Annotated in this window: 23 protein-coding genes and 1 pseudogene; 15 read left to right on the top strand and 9 right to left on the bottom strand. The window is 53.3% G+C overall.

Annotation, left to right across the window (positions count from 1 at the left end; all coding sequences use genetic code 11):
• Positions 1-1058 precede the first annotated feature (1058 nt).
• The 10 genes and pseudogenes from ACQRBT_RS17250 to tnpC all read left to right on the top strand — a co-directional run bounded on the left by ACQRBT_RS17250 (position 1059) and on the right by tnpC (position 8888).
• Complete coding sequence (locus ACQRBT_RS17250; RefSeq protein WP_060755877.1) at positions 1059-1517, top strand: DUF3577 domain-containing protein; 459 nt, start codon at positions 1059-1061, stop codon at positions 1515-1517.
• A 116-nt stretch (positions 1518-1633) separates the two neighbouring features.
• Complete coding sequence (radC, locus tag ACQRBT_RS17245; protein WP_060755878.1) at positions 1634-2128, top strand: RadC family protein; 495 nt, start codon at positions 1634-1636, stop codon at positions 2126-2128.
• A gap of 125 nt (positions 2129-2253) precedes the next feature.
• The gene (locus tag ACQRBT_RS17240; RefSeq protein ID WP_412046457.1) at positions 2254-2982 is read left to right on the top strand and encodes a DNA cytosine methyltransferase; all 729 of its coding nucleotides are present in this window, start codon (positions 2254-2256) and stop codon (positions 2980-2982) included.
• 150 nt (positions 2983-3132) lie between these two features.
• Positions 3133-3748: pseudogene (locus ACQRBT_RS17235) on the top strand (recombinase family protein).
• A gap of 46 nt (positions 3749-3794) precedes the next feature.
• A complete protein-coding gene (locus tag ACQRBT_RS17230) occupies positions 3795-4550 on the top strand; it encodes a hypothetical protein (RefSeq protein WP_412046458.1) in 756 nt (251 codons plus the stop codon).
• 564 nt (positions 4551-5114) lie between these two features.
• On the top strand, positions 5115-5510 hold the full coding sequence (locus ACQRBT_RS17225; RefSeq protein WP_412046459.1) for a DUF1640 domain-containing protein: 396 nt from the start codon (positions 5115-5117) through the stop codon (positions 5508-5510).
• A 161-nt stretch (positions 5511-5671) separates the two neighbouring features.
• The gene (locus ACQRBT_RS17220) at positions 5672-6310 is read left to right on the top strand and encodes a hypothetical protein (RefSeq protein ID WP_412046460.1); all 639 of its coding nucleotides are present in this window, start codon (positions 5672-5674) and stop codon (positions 6308-6310) included.
• A 351-nt stretch (positions 6311-6661) separates the two neighbouring features.
• Positions 6662-6979 carry an IS66-like element accessory protein TnpA gene (tnpA, locus tag ACQRBT_RS17215; RefSeq protein WP_158177970.1) on the top strand — a complete coding sequence of 106 codons (318 nt, stop codon included), beginning with the start codon at positions 6662-6664 and terminating at the stop codon, positions 6977-6979.
• Positions 6976-7311 carry an IS66 family insertion sequence element accessory protein TnpB gene (gene tnpB / locus ACQRBT_RS17210; protein WP_412046461.1) on the top strand — a complete coding sequence of 112 codons (336 nt, stop codon included), beginning with the start codon at positions 6976-6978 and terminating at the stop codon, positions 7309-7311. Before tnpA ends, tnpB begins: the two co-directional genes overlap by 4 nt.
• A 50-nt stretch (positions 7312-7361) precedes the next feature.
• Positions 7362-8888 (top strand): IS66 family transposase, encoded by a 1527-nt coding sequence (gene tnpC / locus ACQRBT_RS17205; RefSeq protein WP_412046462.1) that lies wholly within the window; start codon positions 7362-7364, stop codon positions 8886-8888.
• Between the two features lie 119 nt (positions 8889-9007).
• On the opposite strand, the gene ACQRBT_RS17200 is transcribed toward tnpC, so the two are convergent.
• The 9 genes from ACQRBT_RS17200 to ACQRBT_RS17160 form a co-directional block, all read right to left on the bottom strand.
• Positions 9008-10099, bottom strand: a complete 1092-nt coding sequence (locus ACQRBT_RS17200; protein WP_158177973.1) for a bifunctional transcriptional activator/DNA repair enzyme AdaA — start codon at positions 10097-10099, stop codon at positions 9008-9010.
• Positions 10100-10199: 100 nt separating this feature from the next.
• Complete coding sequence (locus ACQRBT_RS17195; RefSeq protein WP_412046463.1) at positions 10200-11021, bottom strand: isocitrate lyase/PEP mutase family protein; 822 nt, start codon at positions 11019-11021, stop codon at positions 10200-10202.
• A 232-nt stretch (positions 11022-11253) separates the two neighbouring features.
• The gene (locus tag ACQRBT_RS17190; protein WP_412046522.1) at positions 11254-11346 is read right to left on the bottom strand and encodes an NUDIX domain-containing protein; all 93 of its coding nucleotides are present in this window, start codon (positions 11344-11346) and stop codon (positions 11254-11256) included.
• Positions 11347-11462: 116 nt separating this feature from the next.
• Positions 11463-12113, bottom strand: coding sequence for a DUF7002 family protein (locus tag ACQRBT_RS17185; RefSeq protein ID WP_412046464.1), 651 nt, complete (start codon positions 12111-12113; stop codon positions 11463-11465).
• A 3-nt stretch (positions 12114-12116) separates the two neighbouring features.
• The gene (locus tag ACQRBT_RS17180; protein ID WP_412046465.1) at positions 12117-13790 is read right to left on the bottom strand and encodes an adenylosuccinate synthetase; all 1674 of its coding nucleotides are present in this window, start codon (positions 13788-13790) and stop codon (positions 12117-12119) included.
• A gap of 3 nt (positions 13791-13793) precedes the next feature.
• Positions 13794-14333 carry an AAA family ATPase gene (locus ACQRBT_RS17175; protein WP_412046466.1) on the bottom strand — a complete coding sequence of 180 codons (540 nt, stop codon included), beginning with the start codon at positions 14331-14333 and terminating at the stop codon, positions 13794-13796.
• 722 nt (positions 14334-15055) lie between these two features.
• Positions 15056-15898, bottom strand: coding sequence for a DNA/RNA non-specific endonuclease (locus tag ACQRBT_RS17170; protein ID WP_412046467.1), 843 nt, complete (start codon positions 15896-15898; stop codon positions 15056-15058).
• Between the two features lie 286 nt (positions 15899-16184).
• Complete coding sequence (locus ACQRBT_RS17165) at positions 16185-16916, bottom strand: hypothetical protein (protein ID WP_412046468.1); 732 nt, start codon at positions 16914-16916, stop codon at positions 16185-16187.
• Between the two features lie 141 nt (positions 16917-17057).
• Positions 17058-17327, bottom strand: coding sequence for a hypothetical protein (locus ACQRBT_RS17160; protein ID WP_412046469.1), 270 nt, complete (start codon positions 17325-17327; stop codon positions 17058-17060).
• Positions 17328-17620: 293 nt separating this feature from the next.
• Here ACQRBT_RS17160 and ACQRBT_RS17155 point away from each other — a divergent pair, with 293 nt between their 5' ends.
• From ACQRBT_RS17155 to traD, 5 genes are read left to right on the top strand one after another with little or no spacing between them, the layout of a single operon-like run.
• A complete protein-coding gene (locus ACQRBT_RS17155; RefSeq protein WP_427851682.1) occupies positions 17621-18148 on the top strand; it encodes a hypothetical protein in 528 nt (175 codons plus the stop codon).
• The gene (locus ACQRBT_RS17150) at positions 18145-18801 is read left to right on the top strand and encodes a hypothetical protein (protein WP_412046470.1); all 657 of its coding nucleotides are present in this window, start codon (positions 18145-18147) and stop codon (positions 18799-18801) included. The genes ACQRBT_RS17155 and ACQRBT_RS17150 overlap by 4 nt, the downstream gene beginning before the upstream one ends.
• Before the next feature lie 9 nt (positions 18802-18810).
• Positions 18811-19536 carry a TIGR03759 family integrating conjugative element protein gene (locus tag ACQRBT_RS17145; protein WP_412046471.1) on the top strand — a complete coding sequence of 242 codons (726 nt, stop codon included), beginning with the start codon at positions 18811-18813 and terminating at the stop codon, positions 19534-19536.
• Positions 19514-20212, top strand: a complete 699-nt coding sequence (locus ACQRBT_RS17140) for an integrating conjugative element protein (RefSeq protein ID WP_427851681.1) — start codon at positions 19514-19516, stop codon at positions 20210-20212. Before ACQRBT_RS17145 ends, ACQRBT_RS17140 begins: the two co-directional genes overlap by 23 nt.
• A 2-nt stretch (positions 20213-20214) precedes the next feature.
• Entirely contained in the window at positions 20215-22383 is a 2169-nt protein-coding gene (traD, locus tag ACQRBT_RS17135) for a type IV conjugative transfer system coupling protein TraD (RefSeq protein ID WP_412046472.1), read from the top strand.
• Positions 22384-22407 lie beyond the last annotated feature (24 nt).

Below are 22407 nucleotides of genomic sequence, written 5' to 3'. Positions count from 1 at the left end.
TATTCACCTGCATCAATCGTTGGAGAGCCTTTTCGCTTTTCAGCTCATGACAGCCCATTTGCAGGTAGGCCTCTTCCCCTTAGATTCCCTTCCCATGAACCATTTCCGTTTGCCCGCTCTTTATGGCTTTTTGGTCCTGTCGAAACGATGGCAAAACTGGTTTGAATGCCTGCGTGTTTATTTTTTATGCATTGTGTTTAAGGCCACGTTTCCCGACAGCCCACTTAAGAACCTCGACTGATAATCGGCATTGCCGACACAGTGTGGTTTCCACATTTCAATTCTTGGTGAACAATGTGCAGGCAATAGTGAGGATGGGCGTGTTAGCCATTCGCTTACGCCTTAACGTCCTCACTAAAATGCTCAGCCGGCACTATCGGCTGCATGCCCAGGTGGCTCCAGATACTCAAGGCCACGACGAGAATCTTTCGTTGATCTGATGGAAATCGCATCGCATTCGGCAGCGCGACGCCTATCGAGACTCTCGATACTGAATGCATAGCAACACCCAACGGGGAGTTCACATCCCCGTATGGGGCGGACCTCTCCGTTCATACCCAACCGGAGAGAAAATATGTCCGTTCTCAGCTACCAAATTGGCTACCTTGTTGGAACCCTATGCCGTGAAGCGTTGAAAGCTCTACGACAAAGGGAGATGACCAACCCACCAGACTACGATTTGCTTGGCAACATTCCGAGTATGACCCGTCGGGGTATCAATCTCTTTGAGTGGCACGATGCAAATGTGAAACCTTGGATTCCCAGGTTGATCATTCCTACAGACCCTATCGACATTGACGACTAGTCTTAGCCAACTGACATTCTCATTCTTCCCATGTGCCTGCTGACGATGTCGGCAACATGGTAAAGGCAGCTCTGATCTAGAAAGCTGTACCGCACATGGCGTGCGTCGATCATCAAGCAGCCGCCCTCGCATTCATTCTTTGCGGTTACACGTCAGCTTTCTCGGCGTCGAATGCCTAGTACATCACCCAACGGGGAGTCACCTTCCCCCGGGGCGAGTGATTTCTCGTTTTCAATGTAAAACGGAGAACCCCATGCCTCAATCGCTCACAAACGAAACCAAGTACTTCGATCTGCATACCCGCGGTATCGGCTACCTATGCCGTGCTCGTGAGGTTTCAGTCAGTAGAGCTGAAACGTACCTAGCCGTTACTGTCGCTGCGCTTCACGGCGCGGCTAATGACGTTCAATACACCTATATCGATTGCCGGGTCACTGGCGCTGAAGCAGATACGCTGATTCGTCACTGCAGGGAAGAAATCAACTCGGACGATAAGGTCCTCGTGGGTTTCACGATAGGTGATATTTGGATATCACCGTTTACGTATCAAAAAGGGGAGAAGAAAGGTCAGCCAGGTGCAAGTCTTAAAGGCCGGCTGCTCTACATCTCCATGCTCAGAATCAACGGCGAAACTGTGTTCAGGGCTCTGCCAAAGGACACTGCAGAGAGCGCCTCCTCTGACATTGACATGGACCGCTCAGAACCTGCCTAAAGCGACGACTGATCGACATCTATCCAAGGCGCCTTCATAGGCGCCCTCACCTAATTCTGGGGGAACACGATTCCCTCTTGGGGACGCGAACCTCTGTGACTACAAACGAGGTTTTGATGAGTTCTTCCAATACCCAAGTCGGGCAAACGGTGTTATCGATCCAATGCCGGGAGGATGAGGACCTGGTGATCAACACCGCATTAGAGGTGCTCGATCGCCGACTGTTTTCTCGAGGGCCCAAGCTAGAAAAACCTCAGGAAGTAGCGAGCTATTTGAAGCTACAAATCGCAAAAATGGAGCATGAAGTCTTTGCTGTCATTTACTTGGACAGCGTGCACAGACTCATCAAATTTGAGGTGCTCTTTCACGGTACCATCGATTCGACCGTCATCTACCCACGGCAAATAGCCAAACGGGCGATTGCGTTGAACGCAGCGGCAGTCATTGTTGCTCATAATCATCCTTCCGGATGTACCAACCCTAGCCAGGCTGATCGCAGGCTTACCAAGCTTTTGAAAGAGTCACTACAGCTCATGGACATACGACTTCTCGACCATTTCATTATCGGAGAAGGCACACCTAAATCTTTTGCGGAAGATGGCTGGCTTTGACCTCAACCAAGGCGCCCTTCCCGGGCGCCCGCTTCTCTCTCACATCTGATCATCAGTAGACCTCACTCAGGAATCTCCCTTCATCGACGGGTGCAGCTAAGGCTGGCTCAACGTTAGGATCAAGGATGAATGAGCTGGCTCTTTTCGCAGGTGCTGGTGGAGGAATACTCGGAGGCCAGTTGCTGGGATGGCGCACCATCTGCGCCGTTGAGTGTGATGCCTACGCAGCACAAGTTCTCGCGCAACGACAAAACGATAGAGCCCTGCCGGCTTTCCCGATTTGGTCTGACGTGTGCAGTTTTGACGGAGCGCCGTGGAGAGGCATTGTTAATGTGGTATCTGGCGGGTTTCCATGCCAGGACATTTCTATTCAAGGACGTGGTGCAGGAATCGAAGGCAGCCGATCAGGACTTTGGAAAGAGATGGCTAGAATCATCGGCGAGGTTCGACCCGAATGCGTGTGGTTGGAAAACTCGCCCATGCTCGTCACGCGGGGTCTTGCATTGGTCGTCGGTGATCTTGCCCAAATGGGGTATGACGCGCATTGGTGTTGTGTATCAGCGGCGGAATGCGGTGCCCCTCACAAGCGTAACAGGATCTGGTTGTTGGCCTACGCCCACAGCGAGCATGGCCAAGGGATCATCACTGAAATCTCTAAAACGCAAATGTGGACGAGATCGAACCAAAGATCGATTGGATCACGCGGTAATGGCCTCAGACGGTGGCCAGTTGAACCCGGAGTGGGTCGAGTGGTTGATGGGCTGGCCCAGCGGATGGACCGGATTAAAGCCCTTGGAAATGGACAGGTACCTCGAGTGGTGGCGCGAGCATTCGACATACTGAATTCACTGTAGAGGCAGGTGGCCGCTCTATCTTCAGTGTGGCGACTTCATGGTATGCCTATCCAGATACAGGCTTACTTTTGCCCTGTTCGGGTTCGCTTGATAAGTGGTACCCATAGTGCAATAGAATTTCGAACGCCCTAAGTGATACCGGTCCTCATCATGCACATCAGCGCATACCTCCGAACATTCACCGAAGACCAAGCCACCGGCCGCGCCCGTACCTAGCTTGAGCAGTTCGCCAGCGACCATAATAAGATCATCGCCAGCGTGTACCTGGAGAGGGGCATCGGCGCCGCCGCCGACCGGCCTGAGCTGCTGCACCTGCTGAAGGATGCCCGCAAGGATGATCAGTTGCTGGAGGAGTCGATAGACCGTTTCTGCCGCTTGCCGGTGGAGATTGGCAGAAGCTCAAGGCTGCGATCGATTCCAAGGGCTGCACATCGTCGCGCTCGATCTGCCAGCGAGCCAGCAGGGGATGCAGGACGCCAAAGGCGACGAGTTCACCGGGCGGATGCTGGGCACTATTAACTCAATGTTGGTGGAAATGATGACCGCCATTGCTCGCTAGGACTACGAGCAACGCCGCGAGCACTAGGCACAGGGTATCGAGAAAGCCAAGGCCGCCGGCAAGTACTAGGGGCGCCCGGTTGACGTCGATCTGCACAAGCGTGTGTCCGAACTCCTCGCCGCGGGCCTCGGCATCCGCGCGACTGCTCGGCACGCGAACTGTTCGACTACTAATGTTCTACGCATCCGCGACCAGATCGCGAACTAAATCCGCAGAGAAGTGAGGGGTCACGTTAAAGAACCATCTAACGCTATTGAAAAAAGGCAGCAAAATCGGGGGAGCAGCAGTCGGAAGTGCCGTTGGCTCGCTGGCTGGGCCAACTGGCACAGTGGCAGGCGCAGCCATCGGTGCCGCTGTTGGAGAGGTTTGCGTGGTGGTTTTAGACGATCTCGCCAACCGATTTCTATCGCCAAGAGAAGAGCAGCGTGTCGCTGGTGTAGCAGCTCTAGCAATTGACGGAATTCGCGAGCGACTCCTCTGGAGGACCAAGAGGGATGACGATTTTTTCGATGGCGATGCTGATACTCCATCACCCGCAGAGGAACTTCTTGAAGGCGTTCTCTTAAATGCCAAACAGGAGCATGAACAACTAAAACTCCCTTACCTCGCAAATTTTTACATCAATCTCGTTTTCGACAGCAGCGTGAAACGATCAGAGGCGAACTACCTTCTTAGCCTCGCAGAATCCTTGACATTCTGCCAGTTCTGCTTGCTAGGGTTGGCATCCGCGAAACAAAAAACAGAATTTAGTTTGAGACATAGGATGTGGATACTCGGTGATGTTCTATCTGAGGAGACCACCAGTATCGGCGAACAAGCGTCCTATCTTAATCAACGCCAGCTGTTCTACAAGCGACCTGCAACAGGAAATTCAGACCAGCGCTTTGCGTCCGCAGAAGCTCTCCCAGGCTATACGAGACTTTCTCAAATTGGGCAGAGACTTGCAGACCTCATGTGCTTGCATGAAATCGACTCCACTGAACTAGAAGCCATAGCGAAAGCCTGGTGAGCGAGCCCCCCTGAGCGTGAGGAAAAATCTTCGCGCGATTTCTCGCTGAAGCCGATTCTCCCCTTCGCGGAGTGACAAAAGAGCTGGACTTAATAGAAGAAAATAGGCCTACCTCTGTCGCCCTGCTGTCACGGGCAATTGAACTGAGAGACCTAATGGGCTGGAAGCCTTGGATTGTATGGTGTCCCAGGGCCGGTTCGAACGACCAACCTTCCCCTTATGAGGGGACTCAGACGTTTAAATGTCAACCCAGCAGGTCTTGTAAGACACAAGTCTTCATGACTGACACACCCTACAAGATTACAGGAAACGTCTGACTGGATCATCACTTCGTTTAAGTCGACTATTTGGGCTGGATCGCTGTCGTCGACAGCACCTACCCAGGTGACTTTGATCTTGAAGGTCACGACGCTATAAGCGCGTTGATCAATTGCAGTTCGCAACGCATTCGGGAGCGCGAACAGTCGTCGACATTCTCGCCGACCGGATGCACCAACCCTCACTGTGACGGGAACCTACCGTCAGGTGGGGGCTCTGCGTCACTTGCCAAATGCAGGAGACACGATGAAAATATCGCTTAATCTGTACGACGCACTGACTTCTATCAGCGTGCCAAATGATAAAGCTAAAGCAGTAGTAGATGCTTGGGAGGCCGATGTGCAACAACTAGCATCAAAATCTGACCTTGAGCGTACTGAATCCCATCTGGAGGGTTCGATTTCTGAGCTGCGCACCGATCTCACTGCCTTAATTAAAGAGCAGGGTGCTGCTATCCGAACTCAAGGAACGGAGTTGCGTGCATTGATTGAACGTCAAGGCAGCCAGTTCGATGGGGCTATCACTAAGCTAGAGTCGAGTATGACGCTACTTCGCTGGCAATTTTGGCTTCTGGTCATTTGCTTTGGCTTTCCAATCTTGAAGAACCTTTACGAGGTCTACGGGAAAGTTATCACATCCTGAAGATCCGCATCCCCTCAACCAACAGTAACCAATCTGTGGCCTATTCGCTCTAAGACGTCGGTCTTGTCCACGTCCTGATTCACACCTATTCAGCCCACACGGGGAACACTCCCCGTACGGGCGATGTGTCTCTCCGTTTTGGGCTTTTTTCGGAGAGGCACATGAAGCTCGAAAATCTTACCTCGCTCCAATCTCAATTGCTCAAACTACCGGTTGTCTTCTCAGAGGGCGCCTGGCACGAAGCGGTTTACCTAGAGCAGCCATCGGACATCGGCGATCTGGGAAGCCGATTGGGAGAAACCCTTGAAGCCGCGTACGCATGCCTCATCCACAGATTTGAAAAAGTAGACGCTATTGAACCGTTTTACGATTTCGGGCTGTACCGTTTTCTTCCCTGCGGGGATCGAGTTGATCGGCATTGGCTGGAACTGCGATTGATCATTGAGCATGAGCAAGACAAACCAACAGTGCTACGCATCATGCTAAGACGTGAAAGCAATTCAATCAGCCTGAAGCGCACCAGCGTTTTTTTCGAGCCAGGCGCACTAATGATGACTGCGGGTGTACACCTACTCATTGAAAAGGAACTGCTGAATTTTCACCTGTATCTCAATCGCCACCTTAGTGGTGACTGGGGTGAAATATGCGATAAAGACAAGCTGAGTAACGAACAAGCGCTTCAATATGGCGAACGTTTGTTCTCATCCTATGAGATTGAGGCTGGGGATCAAAAAAAGCTCTGGATCATTACTGAAAGAGACAGAAGCGTCACCACGCTGCTTCTGCCCTCCGAGTACTGACTCTCACTTAAACACGCATCAAACGTGGTTCGTGAACCGTCTAAATGCCTCCCTTTAGGCGCTTAGACGGCTCGCTTCGTTTTGCTGCCTTACGCGCTTGGCGAAATTCAAGAGTGGACTCGAGGCCAAGAAAGGCCACTGGGCGCATGAGCACTGCTCGATACCCGTGTGCACCGGAAAGTAGTTTTCGCCCACAGGCACATACTCGCTATCAGGCATCTGCCACGGAAACTCCCTATGGGCGATACGGCGTAAGCGTCCGGCCAAGCCACCTACCGAACTCCAGCATTAAGGGCGATGGTGTCCGCGTATTTTTAAGCGGACGCGATCGCCCTTATCGCCAGGATCTCAATGCGCCAACGAAGCTCTTATCCTAAACCATTCAAAGCCCAGGTCGTCCAGGAGTGCCTGCAACCCGGAGCGACGATTTCCAGCGTAGCGATCCATCACGGCATCAACGCCAACGTGATCCGCAAGTGGCTACCGAATTACCGGGATCAATCGCCTGCAACCTTGCCTGCATTCGTTCCGGTAAAAACGGTACCAAGGCGAGCATCAGAAGAGATGGTGATCATCTCGCTGCCTCTGGGTGATAAGTCCATCACCGTAAAATGGCCAGCCTCGGATCCGGACGGCTGCGCGTGTTTCATTCGTGGCGTGGCTCAATGATCCGCATTGACTCCATCTGGCTCGCCACCGAACCTATGGACATGCGCGCAGGCACTGAGACTGCGTTGGCTCGAGTGGTCGCGGTGTTCGGTGCGGCGAAGCCGCACTGTGCTTATCTGTTCGCCAACCGCCGCGCCAATCGTATGAAAGTGTTGGTGCATGATGGTGTGGGGATTTGGCTTGCCGCCCGGCGCTTGAATCAAGGTAAGTTTCATTGGCCAGGCCTCCGTCGTGGGACGGAGGTCGAACTCGACCCCGAACAACTTCAGGCGCTGGTACTTGGATTACCCTGGCAACGAGTCGGTGCGGGCGGCGCAATTAAATTGCTTTAAATGTTGCCTCTTTTGCTGAAGCAGCGGGCTGCTTTGGTAAAATCCACACCATGACTTCTTTGCCCGATCTCGACCAAATGACCCACGAACAACTGCGCACACTGGCTGCGCAGTTGATGTCCAAGGTCGACACTCAGAGCCGAAAGATCCATCGTAATGAAACGATCATCGAGCAGCTCACTCACGAGATCGCCATCCTTAAACGCCACAAATTCGCCAAGCGCAGCGAGCAGATCAGCCCGGTGCAAGGCAGCTTGCTCGACGACCTGCTCACTACCGACCTCGAAGCCATCGAGGCCGAGTTAAAAGCTCTTCATCCCGCTCCTGCACAGAGAGAGCCACGCCAGCAACCCAAGCGCGCGCCGTTGCCAGTGCAGTTCCCACGCACTGTGATCCATCACGAACCGGACAACACCCAGTGCGCGTGCGGCTGCCAGCTTCAGCGCATCGGTGAAGACGTCAGCGAAAAGCTGGACTACACACCGGGCGTGTTTACCGTCGAACAGCACGTTCGCGGGAAATGGGCCTGCCGGCAGTGCGAAACACTGATCCAGGCCCCGGTACCGGCGCAGGTGATCGACAAGGGCATCCCCACTGCCGGCCTGCTGGCGCATGTGATGGTGGCGAAGTTCGCCGACCATCTACCGCTGTATCGACAGGAAAAGATCTTCGGCCGTGCCGGCCTGGCCATACCGCGCTCGACACTGGCGCAGTGGGTGGGTCAAACCGGCGTGCAGCTCCAGCCCCTGGTCGATGCGCTGCGCGAAGTGGTGCTGGCCCAGCGCGTGGTTCACGCCGATGAAACGCCGGTACAAATGCTGGCGCCCGGCGAGAGGAAAACTCACCGCGCTTCTGTCTGGGCCTACAGCACTACGCCGTTCTCAACCTTAAAGGCCGTGGTCTATGACTTCAGCCCCAGCCGTGCTGGCGAACATGCGCGTAATTTCTTGGGCACCTGGAACGGCAAGCTGGTCTGTGATGACTTTGCCGGCTACAAAGCCAGCTTTGGGCTGGGCATTACCGAGATCGGCTGCATGGCCCATGCACGCCGTAAGTTCTTTGACTTGCATGTAGCCAATAAAAGCCAATTGGCGGAGCAGGCGCTTCACTCGATTGGTGGGCTGTACGAAGTCGAGCGACACGCCAAGGAAATGAGCGCTGAAGACCGTTGGCGACTACGCCAGGAAACGGCGGTGCCCATTGCTGAAAAACTGCATGAGTGGATGCTGGCGCAACGAGAACTTGTCCCAGAGGGCTCGGCTACGGCCAAGGCCCTGGATTACAGCCTTAAACGCTGGTTAGCGCTGACGCGCTACCTAGGAGATGGTGCTGTGCCCATCGACAACAACCAGATCGAGAACTTGATCCGGCCGTGGGCGCTTGGGCGGTCGAACTGGTTGTTTGCTGGGTCGCTGCGCAGCGGCAAACGGGCGGCGGCGATCATGAGCTTGATCCAGTCTGCGCGGGTCAATGGTCATGACTCGTACGCCTATTTAACGGATGTTCTCACGCGACTGCCGACGCAGCGGGCGAGTGAGATTGATCAGTTGCTGCCGCATAACTGGCAGCCGGTTTAATTACCCAAGGCGCGATGCGCGGACGCATATCATTGGTTCAGCTAGCAAATAACTGCCGACGGATCTTTACAAAAGATGCTCCGAGGAGTCGTTGTGTCTGCGTATATTCTGCTTAGCAACTAATTCAACAGGAATTCGTTCTGTTGAGTCATTTGCAAAGCAGTCTTCTCCAAACGCAGTAAAAACTCTTTCCTGGGCTGTCCTCCGCCATATCCGGCGAGTGCACCATTTGTCGCTATGACACGGTGACAGGGCACGACAATAGATAAGCGATTGTGTCCATTTGCATTGCCCACTGCTTGGCTTGCACCTGGCTTACCGATGCCCCTAGCGATGGCACCGTAGGTTGAAATGGTTCCATAGTCGATTTTTAGAAGCTCTGCCCACACAAGCCTGTCAAAAGAGCTGCCTGGCATATGGAGCGGTACTGAAAACCTTTTTAGTTTTCCATCAAAATAAAGTTTTAGTTGAGCTTCGATCTGCTTGATGTAGAGATGCTCGCCAGGCGCAATTGAATACCCATGACGCCCACGCAGTTCGTTTAATTCAGCGGTTAGGGCCGGTCGGTCAAGAAATTCGAGGAGTACCAAACCTCGTTCCTCTGCCATGGCAATCATTGGGCCCAACGGTGTAGTCAGATGGCGATAAAGCAGGAGCGACGTTTCAGTTGCCTTACCGGGGGGCATTTGAAATGTTTTTTTGAAAGCATCTCTAAAGCCACTCAATGACTCGTATCCTAAGTCAAATGCTGTGTTATCCAGCGTTTCGCCCGAAGAAATCCGGCCTAGGGCGACACCGAGCCTTCTAGAACGCATCCATGCATGAAAAGTCATGCCAAAATTTTGTTTGAACCACCTGCGTAAGCGTAACGGATCGATACCACGCGTAGTTAGTTCAGCATCACTCCAGCGAGCGTCAGGTGATGCAGATACAGAGGCCAGTAGCCCCTTGACCCAATCTGGCGCGGAAGCCGCGAGATCCAATGGCTTGCATCGTAAGCAAGGCCGATAACCTGCTGCCATCGCTTCGTTGGCCTGCGAAAAGAACTCTACATTCTCGGGCTTTGGCTTACGTGCACCACATGTAGGGCGGCAAAAAATACCTGTAGTTTTGACAGCAGTGAAAAAAACGCCCTCATAGGCGGTGTCGCTGCATAGCATTGCATTTACCATCTCGCTTCTGGGCGGAAGAGCGTGATTGTAAGATCTCATTAGAGCGTAGCCTCGTCCTCGAATGGGTGTGAAAAATCGCTTTCGAGGTGCGGAAAACAGCGGCGATTTTCATACGAATCACAGATTAATAGGGCGAAGATTACTTTTCGCTTAGGTGTTTTTTTGCTGCCATGAGGCTATTCAGGTCGCTGTAGGTATATGCGTCCAATGGATACTCGAAAAGCTTTCCCGTTCGCAAGAAGCTCTTGGCTACCGCCTTGTTGGCGCCGTATAAGAATTCAGCAATGCTGGAACCGGCGCTTAGCCGTTTGACGCCTAGACTCGTTAATTCATCCATGCCGGGTTGGCCGTTCCAGGCAAGCAGGTTGACGGGTAGCCGCGTTGCCTCGCACAGTGTAGCAATGTCGTTTTTCTCAACCATTCCAGCCGCAAAAATGCCGTCTGCACCTGCTTGCTCGAACAGCGATGCACGGAAGAGGGTCTCTGCCAATTGTCGCGCTGGTTCTACCAAACATCTCAGATAAACGTCAGTTCGTACGTTCACGAACAGGTCGATTCCATGCTTGTTTGCTACCTTCTTTGCCACTTCGATTTTTCGCAAAATCAGATCGGTGCTGCCTGTTCCGTCCTCAATGTTGATTCCAACCGCTCCAGCCCTAACTACGCAGTCAACAACTTTAGCAACCGACTCAAGGTCGTCGGAATAGCCCCCTTCGACATCGACCGTGAGGGGGACTGTAAGCACTCGAACCATTGACTCAACTGTAGTAGTCAGCAGTTTTAGGGGAAGTTGATTGCCATCCTGGTATCCATGCGCCCAAGCAACGGCGGCGCTGCTGGTTGCGACTGCCTTACTCCCTACACTCTCGACTATACGTGCGCTGCCAGCATCGCTCACGTTGGCGAGTACCAACAAATTATCTTGGTGAAGGTTGCGGAAAACCGCACTTAGTGGCGTCATTCAGTGGTACCCCGGTGAGAGAAGACAGGTGCAGATCGCGCTATCGTAAGCTGACTACACCGACGTCTCCACCGAGAAATCGACAGTGATTTAAGAGCTAGCGAATATAGTTTTTGCGGGCTAGGGATGGGTGAATACCTACGCAAAAGCCTGCTGAAAGACGTTGCCGTACACATCCAGTCATCGCAGGGATCGGGTAGATGACTTCCCCGGACGCTTACGATACGGCGACCTACCAAGGCATCTCGATGCCAATCTCCTCGTAGAGCTCACGTATAGCCGCCACATAAAACAATTCCTTACCCTTAAGCTTTCCGCAGATCATCACCAAATGGCTCACACCCACCAGTACTGAATCCTAAAAACAGCGGTCGACTATTGGGGCTTCAGCACCAATAAAAGAACGACTAAACACTTTGGCGGCATATTTCTCCGCTACGGCTAGCCAATGACGCCCAATACCTCACTACCCTGCATCCTGCGCACTTCCACCACAAAATCAGCGATGTTGGGAACGGCATAGTCGACAACAAGCTCGACAACATCCTTCACGGGGTTTCCCGAACGCTTCACAGGATAGTCCGCAATTTTGCAGAAGATGCCCGTACTGCGACGATGGGGCATGGGCCAAGTATTGCCCGAGTTCATGTGGCATAGCCAAATGGTTTCGACATAGGCCGGGATGAAAGTCGAGGAGTCGAGGGTCAGGACGTCATGCTCAAGCTTGCGATAATCGCGAGCCCCAAGCAGACCATGGAGACGTTTCTCCTCGGCCCAGAAGAAGACTTTGCCGTTGATCAACTCATACCACTGGCGTGGTGTTGTTCCTTCCGTAAGCGCTCTAATCAGACGATCTTCAGGCATAGGTTTCTGATCACGAAGCACGATGTTGGAAGGGTCGCCTGCCTTGACATCCATCTTCTGCCCACGATGCTCGCTTTCATAACGAGCGCGCTCCCCCTCTTCCACTGCAAGATGATCCAAAACTGCAGTGGCACTCATCAACCCGCGTGTGCGAATACTGTCCCAGGCTCCACGTTCAGCCATGTGGTAAACGCGAGGGTAGAGCTCGATCAGCTTGTCGACATCCATCTATTATCTCCTGTCAGAACGTGCAGTCCAATTCCGTCGATCAATCAGAGAACGCAGATCGCTCGCGTCAGGGGCTCTGGAAAATCGGGTGTTTATAAGTGAGACAGGCGCCTGGGATACACGCTCCAACTCCTCGACAAACTTAATCGTTTCCGCATCGAGTTGCTCGAACCTGCGCGCCTTGCTATTGGATGACTTTAAATAATCGGCAAACGTCAGGACGATATCGGTCGGAGCATTCAGGGCGCATGCTTTTCGGAATTGATCCCATTCGAACCAACCCACCCGCCGGCTACGCTTGGTGGTGGAGGTTTTCTCGGCGGTGTTCAACGCCAGGGCTTCAAGACCTGCAAACTCTGCGATGTCATCAAAGGTCGTGGCATGTTTAAGCGTTCCAGAGGTATGGCCATCCTCACCATCGGGGTCGCCTACACGAATAGGCATGGGGCGAATGACCATTAGGATTTTGCGGATCCTGCTGGGCGATATCCCAGCCTCGGCCAGACATCCCGCAACGTTCGTATCCCTGGACGTCACGTGAGGGTAATCTCCGTGAAAAATACTTAGCCCGCTGCCCTGAGTTCCCTCCAGCAAGATGGAATGTCCACTACGGTAGGCTTCCTCCAAACGGTCTGACGTGCAGCCATGATAGTTCCCAGAAGTACCAACGTACGGACGAAGCTCATCAACATCTCTCGCAAGCCGGATTTCTTTACCCCTGCTCAAAATACGCCGAGCAGCGGCTGCGCCGCTTCCGCTCCCGGTTGATGCGATGGTTGAGACCAGATGCCCGTCCTTCTCTGTCCCAATATCCTCCTCTTCGATGATGGTGGCCTGTGGATCAATAAAAAGTCGATCCTCACCGATGCCGCACTCCTCTATTTCCTTCAAAAGCCCAGGCACGTGAATCGTCATGCCAGGGCCGAGGAGCAGTCGCGCCGTCACATCCCGTGAGCCAGAAGGAAGATGGTGGTAGGTATATGGGCCGTCAGAACTGGCTACAGTATGCCCAGCATTAGGCCCGCCGACACGGACCATCACATCGTACTCGCGCGCGAGATACGCGACGATGTTGCCCTTTCCCTCGCTACCATACTGCCCGCCAATCAACACATCCACACACCTGATTTCAGGTGGCGTGTACAGATGCAAACGGGCGGCTACTCGCACGAGAGTGTCGTTCGAGTCCGAGCGTTCGGTGTAAACACGAACGTCGGCATCATCCTTGAGAGCCTGGATCTCTGACTGATCTTTGAGCTGATTGACCTCATCATAAGGTAAAGGATTAGCTTGCCCCTCTATTCGCTCTGCATAACGTCCTTGGAGTGTAGGATCGCTTGCGTAGAGGTGTACATGCACTAGGTTTGCTCCGAAGACCTGTCGAAAATGCAGTACCTGCGCAAGGGTGTTCAGGTGATCCACGACTAACGGTCGGCCATCACTCTCCTGCTCGCAGACTGTCTGGGTTTCCCGGAGCATCCACTGGTCAAAGTCTTCCACTTCGTGACGACGATCAGGCATGTCGGGTTGCGCCATGCCAAGACGCCACTCGGGATTATCAATAGCTCGACGATCGTAAACCACGGCGAAGCCGAATTCCTTCACCAACAAGCTGGCCAATCCACTCTTGCCGCTACAGGTCTTGCCACTGATTACTACGATCTGCCGAGTTTCCATGTGCTAGATCTCCCAGATTCCCATTATTTGATCCGCAATTTGAAACGGGGTGTATGTGTACGTATCGAGAACTTTGTCTGCAAAATCTGAAAGCGAACGAGCACTCTGCTCGTTGGGATGCGACACGCTGTTGTGATATTCGTTGAGATCGGTCGCGCTACGTGCAGCGTACCTTTGCTTTAGCACAGACTCGGGCGCAACAATGTGCACGTGCCTCACCGCATTGCCAAAACGGAGTCTGAACAATTCAACCTGCCGGGGCTTGCGTACAGCATCAAGTAGCCAGTTTTCGACATCTGGCCGAGCTTGAATGGCTGGGTTCGCTACGGACTCTATTAACCAGGAGAAGTCGCTGGCCTTGTCGAGAGAGTCGCCGATTTCTTGGAGGTTATGACGATCAAGTAGCTCATTTCGGGCAGTCAGGTACGTACGCAGAAAAGCGCTGCTGCTGATCGGAGTAAATCCATAGAACTCTTGGAGAGCGGAGGAAACCGACGTCTTGCCACTGGCCATCGGGCCACTTAAGAGAAGTAGTCGCTTCACGTTTTGACGATCCCTGTCTAGCGAAACCGATATAGCGAGAAGCGTAGCTTAGTTTGTGATTTTAGCCGTGACTTTCGTGGAACCGAAGCCAGGAACCAAATGGCAGTATTTTGTGGACCATTTTTTCGAGGGTGCCAGGCTGAATCCAAACGGTGATCTCTTTCACGCAAAGCTACTTTTGAGATGATACTGCGAATCAGAATGGCCTAAGCATATCCCGATAGAGTTTGAGCTTTCACCAACTAGGTGGATCGCATTTCGTTAAGGAACCTCTCCAATACACATGGAGCTCTCTTTTTGAAGGTTCAAGAACCCCACAATGCTCATGAACTTCTGGTGCAACGAAAACATCATGAGCTGATCTGTCAAACGCGCTTGCCAGAGCGGCAAAGACTTAAAGTTTCACTGAGTTGTACTCACCTAAGCAAATGTGTGAATTGGCTGAGCAATGATGCCAACTGCCCGTAAGATTTCTTCAGGCGACACAGCAGAGGGCATCGGCGAGCGCCCAAACTCTATGTATTCAGCAATTGACTAGTCATCCAGTTGGGATGAGGCGTGTTGCTACAAAACTCCCAAAAAGCCTCCGAGCTTTGGAGAGCCGTGCTGGTCTTAACGAATGCAAAGGCGTGCACGAAGGCACGTAATTCCAGTCCCGCAACCCTCGTTGCAAGACCGAAAGGCTGCCAGTATTAGCAGCTACAGATCGGCTCAAGCCGCACTCACTTACACCCTAGATGGGTTGGCAACTGACCCTGCTTCGACTTCAGAGCGTCCTGAACGGGTTGTGGCAAATTACTCCAAAAAGTAAGCCCTGATCGTTCCTCGATCTGCGCAACCGTAACTTGATAGTCACAAAAACTTGCGTCACGACGAGTCTCTTGATTCATCACGAATGATGCATAAAGCCCGTTTTCTGGTGAGCTGCCTACGAAGATGATCTTCCAGTATCCGCTAGGGATCGTATGCACCTTGTTGGTTCCCGGAAGCGTTCCCACGAAATGTTCGTAGAGCGGCCCAGTCGCGACATACACCTGGTCAATAGAAGGGTCCTTGCTGAGATTTCTCTCCTGATCCTCAAGTCGAGCCCAGGGTCCTTGGTTGAGGTCGGATTTCTGGGGGGTGATGTTCGACAGGTAGTTAAGTGTTTGCCAGTCGGGGACACCGCCCATGGAAGCAAGGTTGGCTTGATGCCCGCGATCGATCTTGAGCGCAACATTTGCGCCGTTGTAGTCCACGGGATCAAGCGTTTCACCTGAAGGGACGTCGGGGTCTGTCTTCCAATTACGTGGACGGCCACTTGCTGGCGAGTCCTTCGTGATCTTGTACGACACCCAGTTTGCAAATTTGGTCGAACCATTATTATTGAGCGTATACGCTTGGCGTGTCAGCGTCAGGGGACTGCCACCGGTAGGGCATCCCACCGAACAGTTATCAAACTGCAGAGGCTGCTGCGGCATGCGACTATCAAGTTCAAGCTCCCGTGACCTGTCGGGTGTAGTACAGGCAGCGATAAGCGGTAAAAGCAGGAAAGCCAGGTGCCTCAGCTGTATATGTCCCTTCATGATGTTTCTCCTAGGTGTAAATGCGTGAGGCTACCTAAGTGGAACCATTCACCATTTCGGTTCCATAAGGAGATGATTCCTTCACGCAAAATAGTGCGCCAGAATGACTGATTGCAGCGGTCGAAGCGTTCAACCGCATGATTTGGAGGACTGTAGTTCATAGAGAGCTGAGCACTGCACCCGTACCCACGGACCTTGCGGACAGTAATTTATGATTCTGATCACGACTTTCTTTCTGCTAGGGCGTCATGGAAGGGCAACGCACCCTTCCATGCTGCGTTGCTCACTATCGAAGCGAAAGATCAATCAACTCAACCTGGTACCTGTACCGGGCAGCAATGTGTTTGATGAGAACAGCGCCAAGCGAAAGTCCAAAAATTAAAGCTGCACCGCAAAGCAGCACGGTATCCCCAATGTTGGAAAGCCCAGGGCCAGCTCGCAGAGTTCTTTCGATCCAAGGAAACCCCCCGAACTTTTCTGAGAAAACGTAAGCCGTTGCCAGCAGGCCCAGTGCCGCCGTCTTATCCCCAAAAAACCACGTCACGCGCGCTTCGATGCGTTTGATCTTAAGCTCAAGCCACATCTTCGCTTCGGTGAGCGCATTGACGTCGTGTCGTCGCAGACGGTTTGCGATGCTTTGCTCATGAATAATGTCGCCACGCAGGTTCTCGTACGCCACCTTTTCCCATCGCAAGAGTACCCACGCTGAAGCGAGGATAGGAACCACGAACGACGCCAACGTTAGTACCATAGAGAGCGCTATCGCCAGCAGAGCAGCAAGCTGGACCCCTTCGGATAACACCGTTGCTGAATCCTTGAAATAGGCCAGCAAAGCCGGCGGGAGCAAAAGAATCCCGGATAAAACCAGGCTCCATTTGGAAAACAGTTCTGCTTTTTTCTCCGCCCCCGTACGTCGCTCTGATGCTTTTCTAGGCTTACAAGTACTTAGCTCTTTTAAGACCGCGAGCGTCTTCACCAATGTCGTTGAAGGCTTACCTTCAGCTTCCCTTTTTTTCATCGTTCAATCCCTGTAGATGAGGACTAAAAAGCAACAACTGCGAGTCCTTTAGTCCTATTTTTTAGCGAGTAAAATTCTCTGACCACTACGTCTTCATTAAGCTATCGGCTGCTTTTTCGAAAGCAACGACTAGCACGTCAATCAGTTGCTCCTGCCCTTCTCCAATTCCTGCACACGCTTATATTGCTTCCAGAAAAGGTAAACACCACCGATTAAAATGGTTGTTGCTCCCGATAGGACGAACCACCTTGGATAGAAGATTGGCTCAACACCCCACTCCTGAGTCGCGGCCCAAGAGCGTACGAAGGTTTGTCCAAATCCGTCGAGCACGCCTTTGCTAAGGAAATACCCGAGCAACGTGTAAACGATACCGGGGGCCCAGTGGTTGAAAAACTTAATCAGTTTCGACATTAGAAATTTCATCCGCGTTGGTGAGGGGAACAAAAAGCATGCCACTCGGCCATTTTTGGTTCTACTCAACTCAATGCACTTTGATAGGTCAGGTCACGGGTGACTTAAGAATCACAAAATAGGCTCATCTCTCAGGCATGCCATGCCCCCAAAACCGCCCATTGCGATACCAGTTTCCTTGCAGCACTGCTCCACCGCATTTGCAAAGGTACGGCCTCGTTTCTTATGAGGCCACAGGGATGCCCCTTCCGCGAATCCACACAAACTCAGCAAGCCCTCCTCTCTCGATCTTCATGGTCGTAGCCCTTCTTTCCGGCTGTAGCACCTCAACGCCCTATAAAGATCCGCCGTTGACTGCAATGAGCGCCGCGAAAATGCCCATGGCTGCGCAATACCCTGCGATCGCTTTACAGATTGAACCCTCCCCAAATGTGCGTCTTGGACGGTATACAAAAGCCAATACCTCACCCAGACCTGAGCAGTTGGACCTGCTGAGCCAGGTGATCGATATCCACATACCTCAAAGCCTTACGACAAACGTTCAGCATGCACTGAACTACATATTGCGCTACTCGGGCTACAGCTTGTGCCCAGCGACCAGCGAGTTACGCCAGTTGTACATGTACCCCCTGCCCGCCTCGCACTACCGATTGGGGCCCATCACCCTGCGCAACGCAGTGGTGACGTTAGCGGGATCGGCCTGGCGGCCAATCGTTGACGAAAAGGCGCGGAGCATCTGTTTTGTCTCACGGATCGGACAGGCCACTCCTGCGCGCCGCCTATCAAAACCAGAACGCCCGTTGGCGGAGATCAAACAATGAATCGGCCTTCTCTCGCGGCTCTTCAAAACGGGGCGTTGGTGATGCTCAGCGTGGCCTCGCTGTATCTCATGACTGAAGTGGCCGCACTATCTACAGCCTTGGAGGGACGCCCTTCAACTAATCAGTTGGAGACCCTGCAACTTCAACTCGACAGACTGGACAGTGACGTTAACGACCCAAAACAGCCAGGCTTTGTGACACTGGAAGATTTTGAGTTCAATCAACAGACGATCACTGAACGGCTGGACTCGCTGGCCCCTGTGCATGCCGAAAGCATCGAGCACTTGCAGGACGAGCTTGCAGCATTATCAGAAGATGTCACAAGCGCGAAGACTCAGTTGCTCCGCCTAGAAACGATGATTGAGAACCTTACGGTCGCTGCACCTAAACGTGTTGAGTCGCGCCTCACCAAACCAGTAGCCGCCCTCCCTGCTCGTAAACCAGCCTCTTTGCCTTTCAATATCCTAGGGGTCGACTTGAGAGGCGGAGAGATCTTCCTGGCTGTTGCAGCCTTCGATCTATCCGACCTGGCCGATGTCGTCCTCATGCGTCCTTCTGCCTCATTCATGGGGTGGAGGTTGAACTCGCTCCGCCCAGATGAAGCCCACTTCATAAGACCTGATGACTCCTCACACTTCGTGACGATCAGATAGGTAAACGACATGAAATTGATCACCAAAGTCGTTTTGCTTGGCGCCCCCCTGATGACGACCTGGCTCACAGCAGGTGCCGAAGATCATCAATCCGCAACCGAAAAAAGCCGCTTGCAAGAACACCTCACCTCCTCCTTGGAACAGTCAAAAGCCAGGGCTTGGAATCTGCAACCAGAGGAGTGGCAACGCTACAAGCTTTTGATGGAAGGGCCTTTGGGCCTCTACTCACCAGGTATCGACCCTCTGACCGCGTTAGGCATCGAAGCACGTACCAGCGAGGAGCAGAAGCGGTTCACGGAGATGCAAGCGCACGCGGAATACAACCGAATAACGAAGCTGTTCGCTTATCAGAACGCCTACAACGAAACCTTCGCCCGTCTTTATCCAAACCTACTGCCGGTGGACCTACTTGGTGCCTCCACAACGGTTCAGTCGTCCCCCGTGACGTTGCCCGAAAGACTGGCAGTTTTCGTGTCTATGGACTGCAAGGGCTGTGTTGAACGGGTTCAACGCTTGCAGATCGCCAACCATGCGTTTGATCTCTACGTTGTCGGCACAAAAGGCAAAGATGAGTTGATCCGCGGCTGGGCCGACAATGCCCGTATCGACATTCAGAAAGTCCGCAATCGCGACATCACCCTGAACCACGACGCGGGTCGCTGGAGCAGTGTCGGCGATAAGGGCAGCTTTCCCGCGGTGATGCGTCAGGTGGATGGCCAATGGCAACGGCAGTGAATTTCAGTGGGGTGCTGCTGGGTGGTTGTCTTGCCTTCATCTTCACCGCCGCCGGGCGTTATCACCGGCCTGCGGAAGGTCTACCGGCCGCCGGCTATCGCACGTCGTTTGCCATTCACCTTCGTCATATCACGCAATCGCCACGTCATGGAGCGAAGTCACCATGAAATGCACTCTCTCAATGGGCGCACTCACGCTGGTGTTTTCCACCCTCTCCTGGGCATCGATGAATGGGGTCGAGGACTCGGGTTGGATCTCAACGGCTCCCCATCCCCCCCAGAATCCCCCGACAGAGCGCACGTCGACGAAGGCCACTGCACTCCCTCCAATACGTCTCGCTCCTTACAGTGAGGCGGACATGTTGCCGGTCAAATCGGAGCGACTCAGCCCAGGCAAGGTTGAAAACCGAAAGACCAAGAATCCAGGGCTAGCCCCCATATTCTTGATTGGGGATGACGACCTTTCACGACGTTGGCTAACGTCACGCAAGGAAGTGCTGCGACAGCTCAATGCCGTGGGCCTGGTGGTCAACGTTCAGCGGTTAGAGGCACTCACCGAGCTACGCGACCTCGGTACAGGACTGGACATGGTGCCGGTATCCGCTGACGAACTGGCAGAACGCTTGGATATTCAACACTACCCCCTGTTGATAACGGCATCCGGCATAGAACAGTAGCCATGGCGAACGCTCATACCATAGAGACACTCCTGCGCCCTGCCGTTGAGCTCTTCACAGTGACCGTCTGTGCGATTGGGGCTTTTCTGAGTCTGTTTGCCCCTTGGTCATTAGCATTGACACCGTTGTTTGGAATTGCGGCATCCGCGTTCTTTTTGCTCTTTGGCTGGATACGCTTACGACAAGCGCTATTCGTGCTTCGTTATCGCCGAAACATTCGCCGCCTGCCGCGCTATGTCATGACCAGCAAGAACGTCCCCGTGAGCAACCGGCGTCTATTCATAGGCATTGGATTCAAGTGGGAGCAACGCCATACCCAGCGCCTGACACAAACCTATAGACCAGAGTTTCGCAGGTACGTGGAGCCCACAGCACTTTTCCAGGCTGCCAGACGCATGGAGGCGCGAATGGAATACTCCCGTTTTCCAATGAATGTTCTTCCCAAGCTTACTTCTTGGGACAACGCACTCAACCCCGTACGCCCCTTGCCACCCGTAGGTGGTTCTGCACGTCTACACGGGGTTGAGCCAAACGAGGTTGAGGTATCCCTGCCCCTCGGTGAACGCGTAGGTCATAGCCTGATTCTGGGCACTACCCGAGTAGGCAAAACCCGATTGGCCGAACTGTTTATCACCCAGGATATTCGCCGGGTGAAGGCTATCGGCGGTCTAACCGAGTTCGAGCCTGTGATCGCGTTTGACCCAAAGGGTGATGCAGACCTACTCAAGCGCATGTACATCGAAGCCCGAAGAGCAGGACGTGAAAGCGAGTTCTACGTCTTTCATCTGGGTTGGCCGGACTTTTCTTCTCGATACAACGCCATCGGACGTTTCGGCAGAATCTCAGAGGTAGCCAGCAGGATCTCGGGGCAGTTGTCAGGGGAAGGCAACAGCGCAGCCTTTCGTGAATTTGCTTGGCGTTTCGTCAACATCATCGCGCGCGCCCTGGTGGAGCTTGGAGTCCGCCCCGACTACCTGAAGATTCAGCAACATGTGATCAACATTGATGCGCTGTTCATCGAATACAGCGGTCACTACTTCGCCAAGCACGATGCAAAGGCATGGGAAGCGATCGTTACCATCGAGGGTGCGTTAAACGAGAAGAACACACCCTTCAACATGCGAGGTCGCCAAAAGCGCGTGACCGCGATCGACCATTATCTCGCCAAAACCCGCGTGGCCGATCCAGTCATGGATGGGCTGCGTTCAGCAGTGCGGTACGACAAGACCTACTTCGACAAGATCGTTGCGTCCTTACTGCCCCTCCTGGAAAAGCTTACCACCGGCCGTATGGCTGAACTGATATCGCCCAACTACACCGATCTGAATGATCCCCGTCCCATCTTCGATTGGATGCAGGTCATCCGCAAACGCGCGATTGTCTACGTTGGGCTAGACGCATTGTCTGACCCAGAAGTAGCTGCGGCCGTGGGCAACTCAATGTTTTCAGATTTGGTATCGGTCGCTGGCCATATCTACAAGTTCGGCATCGACGACGGTCTACCCGGAGCTTCAAGCGATCAGAAAATCCCGATCAACCTGCATGCTGATGAGTTCAACGAGTTGATGGGGGATGAGTTCATCCCGATGATCAACAAGGGGGGCGGTGCCGGCATCCAGGTGAGCGCCTACACACAAACCATCAGTGACATCGAAGCAAAGATCGGCAACCGAGCCAAAGCAGGCCAGGTCGTCGGCAACTTCAACAACCTGTTCATGCTAAGAGTGCGAGAGACCGCAACGGCTGAGTTGCTCACCAAACAATTGCCAAAGGTTGATGTGTACTCAACGACCCTGGTGAGCGGTGCAACGGACAGTTCAGACCCCTCAGGCAACACAGACTTCACGAGCAACACACAAGACCGAGTGAGTTCTACGAGCGTGCCACTGATTGAGCCAGCTCATGTAGTCAGCCTTCCCAAAGGGCAAGCCTTTGCACTTCTAGAGGGAGGTAATCTCTGGAAGATCCGCATGCCATTACCCGCGCCTGACCCAGATGAGCTGATGCCCAAGGACTTACGCACCCTCGCTGAAAATATGCGCAACAGCTATGTCGACGGCGGCGGTGAATGGTGGACCAGTAGCGGCACTCGATCGCTGGATGAAACGCTACCGAGTGAGTTACTCGACGATGAGGATAAGTGTGACACACCCGAAGTAGCAGACTCATGAGATGGCCATCGCGCATTGAACTGC

The sequence above is a fragment of the Pseudomonas sp. R19M genome, assembly GCF_050312585.1.
Lineage (GTDB): Bacteria > Pseudomonadota > Gammaproteobacteria > Pseudomonadales > Pseudomonadaceae > Aquipseudomonas > Aquipseudomonas palleroniana.
The sequence above is the reverse complement of the archived record's forward strand: the minus strand, read 5'-3'. Positions and strand labels throughout refer to the sequence as shown.